Source organism: Arenibaculum sp., assembly GCF_035998295.1.
GTDB lineage: Bacteria > Pseudomonadota > Alphaproteobacteria > Azospirillales > Azospirillaceae > DASYHS01.
Window position 1 is genome coordinate 1 of sequence record NZ_DASYHS010000275.1, and the last position, 6,839, is coordinate 6,839.

7 protein-coding genes are annotated in these 6,839 nt (G+C 72.1%); 3 read left to right on the plus strand and 4 right to left on the minus strand.

Annotation, left to right across the window (positions count from 1 at the left end; all coding sequences use genetic code 11):
• Together VGO20_RS25770 and VGO20_RS25775 are read right to left on the minus strand one after the other, a co-directional pair.
• A partial coding sequence (locus tag VGO20_RS25770) for a nicotinate phosphoribosyltransferase (protein ID WP_327505273.1) occupies positions 1-1,086 on the minus strand: 1,086 nt, incomplete at its 3' end.
• 107 nt (positions 1,087-1,193) lie between these two features.
• Positions 1,194-2,582, minus strand: a complete 1,389-nt coding sequence (locus tag VGO20_RS25775; RefSeq protein ID WP_327505274.1) for a class II 3-deoxy-7-phosphoheptulonate synthase — start codon at positions 2,580-2,582, stop codon at positions 1,194-1,196.
• A 155-nt stretch (positions 2,583-2,737) separates the two neighbouring features.
• Here VGO20_RS25775 and VGO20_RS25780 point away from each other — a divergent pair, with 155 nt between their 5' ends.
• On the plus strand, positions 2,738-3,370 hold the full coding sequence (locus VGO20_RS25780; RefSeq protein WP_327505275.1) for a MarC family protein: 633 nt from the start codon (positions 2,738-2,740) through the stop codon (positions 3,368-3,370).
• Positions 3,371-3,372: 2 nt separating this feature from the next.
• A complete protein-coding gene (locus tag VGO20_RS25785; RefSeq protein WP_327505276.1) occupies positions 3,373-4,638 on the plus strand; it encodes a YbfB/YjiJ family MFS transporter in 1,266 nt (421 codons plus the stop codon).
• A gap of 9 nt (positions 4,639-4,647) precedes the next feature.
• Here VGO20_RS25785 and VGO20_RS25790 read toward each other — a convergent pair whose 3' ends face one another.
• Positions 4,648-5,763, minus strand: a complete 1,116-nt coding sequence (locus VGO20_RS25790; protein WP_327505277.1) for a nucleoside hydrolase — start codon at positions 5,761-5,763, stop codon at positions 4,648-4,650.
• Between the two features lie 10 nt (positions 5,764-5,773).
• Complete coding sequence (locus VGO20_RS25795; RefSeq protein ID WP_327505278.1) at positions 5,774-6,433, minus strand: TetR/AcrR family transcriptional regulator; 660 nt, start codon at positions 6,431-6,433, stop codon at positions 5,774-5,776.
• A 110-nt stretch (positions 6,434-6,543) separates the two neighbouring features.
• On the opposite strand from VGO20_RS25795, the gene VGO20_RS25800 reads away from it, so the two are divergent.
• Positions 6,544-6,839 (plus strand): hypothetical protein (locus VGO20_RS25800; protein WP_327505279.1); only part of this gene is annotated, 296 nt, incomplete at its 3' end.

Sequence of the window (6,839 nt, forward strand, 5' to 3'; positions counted from 1 at the left end):
CAGGAACTCGCGGCCGACCTTGACCCGCGGCTCGCCGTCATACTCGACGATGTCGGCGGTGGCATAGGTCTCGGTCCAGCGCTCCGGCAGGTAGGACCCGGTGCCGACCACGTCGACCGGGGCCTGGGCCTCGGCGAAGACGCGGCACTTGGCCGGGCCGAAGCCGGACGAGGCGACGATCTTGACCTTGTCGAACCCCGCCTCGTCCAGCGTCTCGCGCAGGTGATAGACCGCCGCGGCCGAGACGCCGGTGCCGATCAGGTAGCGAAGCTGCGTCTCGTCGCGGTAGCCGCGCACGGCCTGGGGCACGTGGCGCTCCAGCACGGCGTAGGACCCCGGCGGGTCCAGCCCCTCGACGAAGCGCCCGCCCGGCGTGTCGAGGCGCACCGAGAGCCGGCCCGACGCCGCGATCTCGGGAAACCGGCGGCACACCTCCAGGCTGTCGGAGACCTCGCGCGCGAAATAGTCGACCAGCACCGTCAGGTTCTGGTCGGGGAAGGTCTCGTGGAACATCTCGGCGGCGCGCAACGTCGAGCCGGCATAGCCGATCAGCGCGTGGGGCATCGTCCCCATGCCCTTCTCGTTGCCGAAGTAATGCGCCGTCGCGTCGGTCGCGTTGCCGACGAAGCCGACCGCGCCGACCTTGCGCCGGGCGCGGGCGGAACCGACCGAGGCGGCATAGGCCATCGCCTCGGCCATCTCCGTCCCGGCGCAATGGCGCGCGTCCATCGCGAGGAACGCCGCCTTGGGCAGGTCCGCGCACATCGTGAAGGCGTTGTAGGCGGCGACGCAGGCCGGCCCCAGCTTCATCAGCAGGATCGTCTCGATGTCGCTCAGGTGGAAGAACGAGCCGGTGACGTACAGCATAGGCTCGCCCGCGCCGACCCACTGGCCCTCGCGGTAGACCTGCTCGATCTCGATCTCGAAGCCGCGCTCGCGGGCGACGGCCTCCAGCCAGTCCACCGCCAGCCGGAGGGCCGCGATCACCGGGCGGCGCATGAACACCGCGTAGGTGACCCGCTTGTCGCCGAACCGTCCGACCGTCGCCTTGGTGCGAAGGAAGTAGGTGTCGGTCCAGCGCGCCACGTCGCCGGAAGAAGGGTGGCCGGAAGAAGGGTAGCCGGAAGAAGGATGGGCGGAAGAAGGTGACGGCAGCGCTCTGCCCGTATCGTCGGCCAAGATGTCCTACTCCATCACTCCGCCGCGGCCGAACGCCGCGCGCGGTCGAGCGCGGTCCGCTCCTCCTTCAGCCTTTCGGCGATCAGGAAGGCAAGCTCCAGGGCCTGGCTCGCATTCAGCCGCGGATCGCAATGCGTGTGGTACCGGCTGCACAGCGCCTGGTCGGTGATCGCCTGGGCGCCGCCGGTGCATTCCGTTACGTCCTGGCCGGTCAGCTCGAAATGGACGCCGCCGGCATGGGTGCCCTCGCCGCGGTGGACCGCGAAGAAGCCGCGGACCTCGGCCAGGATGCGCTCGAACGGGCGCGTCTTGTAGCCCGAGGCCGACTTCACGGTGTTGCCGTGCATGGGGTCGCACGACCACACGACCACGCGCCCCTCCGCCTTGACCTTGCGGATCAGCGGCGGCAGCAGGCTCTCGACCTTCTCGTGGCCCATGCGCGCGATCAGGGTCAGGCGGCCGGCCTCGTTGGCGGGGTTCAGCACGTCGATCAGGCGGATCAGCTCGTCCGGATCGGTGGTCGGGCCGACCTTGAGGCCGAGCGGGTTCTTGACCCCGCGCAGGAACTCGACATGGGCATGGTCGGGCTGGCGCGTCCGGTCGCCGATCCACAGCATGTGGGCCGACACGTCGTACCAGTCGCCGGTCGTGCTGTCGATCCGGGTCAGCGCCTGCTCGTAGGGCAGCAGCAGCGCCTCGTGGCTGGTGAAGAAGTCGGTCTCGCGGATCTGCGGCGTCGTCTGGGCGGTGATGCCGCAGGCCGCCATGAAGGCCAGCGTCTCGTCGATCCGGTCGGCGAGGCCGCGGTAGCGCTCGCCGGCGGGCGAGCGGTCGACGAAGCCGAGCGTCCACTGGTGGACCTTGTGCAGGTCGGAATAGCCGCCCTGGGCGAAGGCCCGCAGCAGGTTGAGCGTCGCGGCCGACTGGTTGTAGGCCTGCATCATGCGCTCGGGATCGGGGCGCCGCGCCTCGGGCTCGAAGTCGTAGCCGTTGACGATGTCGCCGCGGTAGCTCGGCAGCTCGACCCCGTCCAGCACCTCGGTGTCGGAGGAGCGCGGCTTGGCGAACTGGCCGGCCATGCGGCCGAGCTTGACGACCGGGGTGGCGCTGCCGAACGTCAGGACGACCGCCATCTGGAGCAGCACGCGGAACGTGTCGCGGATGTTGTTGGGATGGAACTCCGCGAAGCTCTCGGCGCAGTCGCCGCCCTGGAGCAGGAAGCCGTTGCCCGTCGCCACGTCGGCCAGCGCCGACTTCAGCCGGCGCGCCTCGCCGGCGAAGACGAGCGGGGGGTAGCTCGACAGGCGCTGGGTCACGGCCGCGAGCTTGTCCGCGTCCGCGTAGGCCGGCATCTGCTTGACGGGCTTCGAGCGCCAGCTGTCGGGGCTCCAGCGTTCGGCCATTGCACCACTCCTCGTTCTTCGCGCACCCGCGAAATAATTTCCCGCTATACGCCGTCCGAAGGTACATTTCCAGCGGCAATCCCGAACGCCTGCCGGGCGCCGCCGCGCCGCGGACGGCCCCATGGGGCGCCTCCACACCACGCAGTCTATCCCCCATGGTCTGGTCCGACTACACCCGCTTCGTGATCTCCCTGTTCGCGATCCTGACGCCCTTCGCGGCCATCCCGATCTATCTGAGCCTGACCGAGGGGCGCAGCCACGCCTACAAGGCGCGCACGGCGGACGGGGCGGCGCTGACGGTGCTGTGCGTGCTCGTCTTCTCGTCCTTCGCGGGCGACCTGCTGCTGCGCCTGCTCGGCACCAGCCTCGACAGCTTCCGGGTCGGCGGCGGCATCGTGCTGCTGCTGATGGCCCTGTCCATGCTGAACGCGCAGGTCAGCCGCGTGCAGCAGACGCCCGGCGAGAAGGACGAGGCCGAGCAGCGGGATGCCGTCGGCGTCGTCCCGCTGGGCCTGCCGCTGATGGCCGGGCCCGGCGCCATCAGCACCGTCATCATCCAGGCCCAGCGCGCGGAGGGCTGGGGCCATCTGCTGCTGGTGATCGGCTGCATCGCCGCCGTCTGCGGGCTCGCCTGGGCGGCGCTGCGGATGGCGGAGCCGATCGGCACGCGGCTGGGGCGCACCGGGCTCAACATCCTGAACCGCCTGTTCGGGCTGCTGCTGGCGGCGGTCGCGGTCGAGATCATCGCGACGGGGCTGCGCAACCTGTTCCCCGGCTGGATGTCGTGACCATGGGCGCCGGCGCGGCGCGGCCCCGGTCGGCGCGGCTGGACCGCGCCGACTGGGGCCGCGCGCTCGCGGGGTTCTCGGGCGTGCTGATCGGCATCGGCTTCGCCCGCTTCGGCTTCACGCCGCTGATCCCCGCCCTGGTGCTCGCGGACTGGTTCGGGCCGGCCGACGCCGTGCTTCTGGGCGCCACCAACCTCGCCGGCTATCTCGCGGGCGCGGTCGCCGCCGACCGCGTCGCGCTGCGCCTCGGCCCCACCCCCGTGATCCGCTGGTCGATGCTGGTCGCCGCCGCCAGCTTCGCCGCCTGCGCCTTTCCGGCGCCGTTCGCGTGGTTCGCGCTCTGGCGCTTCGCGTCGGGGGTTTGCGGGTCGCTGCTGATGGTGCTGGTGGCCCCGCTGCTGATGGCGCGGACCGCGGCCGAGCGGCGCGGCAAGGTGAGCGGCTTCGTCTTCACCGGCATCGGCGTCGGCATCGCGCTGTCGGGGACGATCGTGCCGCTCGTCGTCGAGACCTTCGGCCTGACCGCCGCCTGGGCGACGCTGGCCGCGATCTCCCTCGCCCTGACGGCCGCCTTCTGGACGCGCTGGCCGTCCGCCGACCGCGTCTCCACCCTCGCGCCGCCCCCCGCGCCGGCCATTGCACCGGGGCCGGCCCCGGCGCCGGCCCCGGCATCGAAAGCCGTATCGGGACCGGTATCGGGGCCGGTGTCGGGGGCGATCCTCATGCTCCTGGCCGCCTATGCGGCGGACGCGGTGGGCTTCGTCCCCCATACCGTGTTCGTGGTCGACTTCATCGCCCGCGGGCTCGGTCTCGGGCTGGAGACCGGCGGCGCCTACTGGATGCTGTTCGGCCTCGGGGCGATGGTGGGGCCGGTCGCGGCCGGGGCGCTCGCCGACCGCATCGGCTTCCGCTTCGCCTTGGCGTCGGCGCTGCTGGCCAAGGCCGGGGCGGTGGCGCTGCCCCTTCTCTCCACCGGCCCGGCCGCGCTCGGGCTCTCCTGCATGGTCGCGGGGGCGCTGACGCCGGGCATGGTCGTCGTCGTGAGCGGACGCGCCCTGGAACTGGCGGGTGGCACCTCCCACCGCAGGATCTGGGGCTGGATGACCGCCGCCTTCGCGGTCGCCCAGGCGGCGGCGGCCTACGCGATGTCGTTCCTGTTCGCGGCGACGCAGTCCTACCCGGCGCTGTTCGCCATCGGCGCCGCGGCCCTGGCGGCGGGGGCGGTGCTAGCCTTCCTCGCCGGGCGGCAGGGCGGCGGACAGCGGTAGCGCGGCCCGTCAGCGGCCGGACACGCCCGCCAGCAGCGGGACGATCCCGGCGGACGGCCGGGGGCGCATCGCGGTGCAGTAGATGACCGGCCGCGTGTCCGCCCTCGCCTCCGGCCCGACCAGAAGCGCCAGCGGGTGCCGCGGGAACAGCAGCAGCTTCTCGTCCCGGGTGACCGACCCATGCGCCGCCGCGCAGTCCAGCGCGGTCGGGTCGGCGACGTAGACCGCGGCGGCGAGGTCGAAGGGATAGAAGCCGCCGATGCCGACCATGTCGTCCCAGAACCCGAGCCAGCCCCCTGCCCGTTCCGCCACCCAGGCCGATTCCGGGCTCGCCTCCAGGCGGGCGAGGTCGTCCGCCGTGATCGTCATGGACCGGGCGGCCTCGTAGGGGACGAGGGTCGCCGGAATGTCGGTCGCCATGACTTGGCGGACCGCCTCCGGGTCCTGGGCGAAGTTGAAGTCGCTGAAGACCGGGCCGTGCCCGAACAGCACGCCGTCGCCCTCGCCCTCCGCGGGGTGGAACAGGTGCCCCGGCCGCCGTCCCATCACCGCGACCAGCCGGTGCCCGGCCAGCGGCCCGGCACCGCGCACCGCCTCGGCCAGGTTGGTGAGCGGCCCCAGCGCGACGATGGTCAGCGGCCCCTCCTCCATCGCATGCCGGAGGGCGCGCGCCCCGGGCGTCTCCCCGGCGCCGCCCCGCGTCCCCGTCGGGCCGGACGCGCCGGTATGGACCGGCGGGACCGGCACTCCCACCCCGCGAAGGCGTGCGAGGAGATCCCGCGCGACGGCGTCGGTGTCGGCGAGCGGGGCGTTGCCGAAGACGGTCGATACGCCGACGACCTCGATGCCCGGCGTGCGGGCGATCAGCAGCAGCAGGGCGAAGCAGTCGTCGGGGTCGTTGCGCTCGCCCGTCCCGCAGGCCGCGTCCGTATCGATCCACACGCGCGGCGGCAGGCGGACCTCGGGCCCGCCCGGGACGACGTCCAGCGGCGGAGCCGGCAGCTCGCCGGTGCGCCACGTCTCGACCGGCAGCGCGAAGCTCGCAAGCACGAGCGCCAGGAGGCAGGATACGGCCAGCGCCGCTACCTTCACCACGCGCCGGATGCCGCCGCGTCCCCCCTTCATCGGCCCGCCATCATCGAGAAGATCGCCTTTCCATGAGTTCCAGGCCCCGCACGACCACGGCCAGGCCGAACTCGAACGCCGCGTCGAAGTCCCATCGCCCGGCCGCCGACGCGCGTTCGACATGGGGAAAGCCCGCATCGCCCGGCCGCCCGCGGCCGAGTGCGCGCATCGGGTCCAGGTCGTCGAAGGGGCCGCGGATCTCGTAGGATACCTGGCCCAGCGTGAAGTTCGTCAGCAGGAAATAGGCCCGCAGCGCGTCCTGCGGGGCCATGCCGATGCCGTCGAGCGCTTCCAGGGTGGCTTCCATCGGCTCGAACACCGAGGGCGGCGCCACCCCGGCCGTCTCCATCAGGCGCACGACGCCGGGATGGGCGAGGCAGACGCGCCTTAGTTCGCGAAAGCAGGCTTTGACGCGCTCGCGCCAGTCCGGATGGTCGCGGGGAACGGCCATCCGCCCGATGATCTCCCGCGCGACGCCGCGCAGCAGGTCCTGCTTGTCGGCGACGTGGTTGTAGAGCGCCATCGGGCTGACGCCGAGATGGTCCGCCAGCCGCCGCATGCTGAGCGCGTCCGGCCCGTCGCGGTCGAGAAGGACGATCGCCTCCTCCAGAACCCGCGCGCGGCTGAGCGGCACCCGGCCCGCCCGTCCGCCCCGTCCCTCCCGCGGCATAAAACGGTTTCCTCCCCGGACTGTTACGTACACCGTACATATACGTCGTATATAGAGATACGTCGACGATCTTACCGCCACACGCTTTCACCCCGACAGGGAGTTGCCGCATGCTGTTGGTCCTTCAGGTCGCCAGCGTCGTCCTGACATCCGTCGCGATGGCGCTGGCCCTCGCCCACGCGCTGGAGCTTCCAGGCAAGCTGCGCCTGGACAAGGACACCTACCTGGCCGTCCAGAGGATCTACTATCCCGGCTTCACGGTCGGGGGCTTCGGGGAGGTCCTGGGCATCGTCGCGGTCCTGGCGCTCCTGCTCGCGACGCCGGCCGGCAGCGCCGCCTTCGGCTGGACGCTCGGCGGCCTGGCGGCGCTCGTCGCCATGCACGCCGCCTACTGGGTCCTGACGCA

What these genes read in the sequence shown, in the direction of transcription:
- VGO20_RS25775 (WP_327505274.1), bottom strand. Translation starts at nt 2,582, where the DNA reads ATGGCCGAACGCTGGAGCCCCGACAGCTGGCGCTCGAAGCCCGTCAAG.
- VGO20_RS25780 (WP_327505275.1), top strand. Translation starts at nt 2,738, where the DNA reads ATGGTCTGGTCCGACTACACCCGCTTCGTGATCTCCCTGTTCGCGATC.
- VGO20_RS25785 (WP_327505276.1), top strand. Translation starts at nt 3,373, where the DNA reads ATGGGCGCCGGCGCGGCGCGGCCCCGGTCGGCGCGGCTGGACCGCGCC.
- VGO20_RS25790 (WP_327505277.1), bottom strand. Translation starts at nt 5,763, where the DNA reads ATGAAGGGGGGACGCGGCGGCATCCGGCGCGTGGTGAAGGTAGCGGCG.
- VGO20_RS25795 (WP_327505278.1), bottom strand. Translation starts at nt 6,433, where the DNA reads ATGCCGCGGGAGGGACGGGGCGGACGGGCGGGCCGGGTGCCGCTCAGC.